Genomic DNA, 511 nt, shown 5'->3' with positions numbered 1-511 from the left:
ACATGATGCCGAGCGACATGCACAGGATGTGAGGCCGGCGTCGTGACGTTCCCGGACGCGGGTCAGGGGCGCCGACCGCGCGCGGCGCATGTCGCCTTTGTCGCCGCAGCCTGCGTGCTTGCGTTCATCTTTGCAGGGCTCGGCATCTGGCAGATGCAGCGGCGGGCCTGGAAGCTCGACCTCATCGCCCGTGTCGAGGCGCGCATTCACGCGCCGCCAGCGGCCGCGCCCGGGCCGGCGGAATGGGGCAGGATCAGCGCCGCCACCGACGAATACCGCCGCGTTGCATTGCAGGGGCGCTATCTCCCCGGGCCGGAAACTCTGACGATGGCGGTGACGGAGCGCGGCCCCGGCTTCTGGGTGCTGGCGGCATTTCGAACGGATGCCGGCTTTACCGTTCTCGTCAATCGCGGCTTCCTGCCGGAGGGGCGGCGTGGGCCGGACGAACGGCGCAAGGTTGTCGGTCAAGCGGCGAGTCTCACCGGGTTGCTGCGGCTGAGCGAGCCGGGTG

The 511-nt window shown here is 70.1% G+C and carries 1 protein-coding gene; it reads left to right on the top strand.

Translation table 11 applies throughout. The features are described 5' to 3' along the window. Window positions 1–42: 42 nt before the first annotated feature. A partial coding sequence (locus AB4Y92_RS25510) for an SURF1 family protein (RefSeq protein ID WP_441822156.1) occupies window positions 43–511 on the top strand: 469 nt, incomplete at its 3' end.

The organism is Lysobacter sp. TAB13, assembly GCF_052113885.1.
Lineage (GTDB): Bacteria > Pseudomonadota > Gammaproteobacteria > Xanthomonadales > Xanthomonadaceae > Lysobacter > Lysobacter gummosus.
This window is presented reverse-complemented; position numbering and strand designations above follow the sequence as displayed.